General features: G+C 42.2%; 1 protein-coding gene. It reads right to left on the bottom strand.

Annotated elements, in window-relative coordinates:
• The coding region (locus ACTXGU_RS22305) for an LLM class flavin-dependent oxidoreductase (protein WP_443483701.1) at positions 1-651 on the bottom strand (651 nt) is incomplete at both ends.

The following is a 651-nucleotide window of genomic DNA, read 5'->3' as shown; positions in this document are numbered from 1 at the left end:
TTTGAGGCGTTGTGCTACTGTTTCTGGATCACCGACTAACGCTGTGCCAGCACCAGCGCGAACTAAGCCAATCCCCGCCCATAAATTGGGGCTGACTTCTAGATTGTCTCGATTTCCTTTAGAAAGTTCTAACATCCGGCGCTGTCCTTCTGAAACATGTTTGCTTAATTCTTTTTGTGCTGCTTCAATTGTTTCATCATCTACATACTTGATTAAATCATTAGCTGCTTCCCATGCTTCTTCTTCTGTTTCACGAACAATAACGTGCAGACGAATGCCAAATGTTATTGTTCTGCCTTGTTTTTCAGCCAATGCTCTTACTTTGCTAATCTTTTCTTTTACCTGTGCCACAGGTTCTCCCCATGTTAAATACACATCACTATGCTTTGCTGCTATATCAAGCGCCTTCTCTGATGAACCACCAAAATAGATAGGAGGATGAGGCGTTTGTACTGGTGGATAAACAAGGCGGCCGCCGTCAATATTTAAATGCTTGCCTTCATGATGAACTTCTTCTCCAGCTAGCAAAGAACGCCAAACATCTAAAAACTCATCTGTCAGTTCATAACGTTCATCATAACTAACATGAGAACCATCGCCTGCTTGCTCTGCAGGATTGCTTCCTGATACAACATTAATTAATAAACGACC

The sequence above is a fragment of the Niallia sp. 01092 genome, assembly GCF_052318935.1.
GTDB lineage: Bacteria > Bacillota > Bacilli > Bacillales > Cytobacillaceae > Niallia.
The sequence above is the reverse complement of the archived record's forward strand: the minus strand, read 5'-3'. Positions and strand labels throughout refer to the sequence as shown.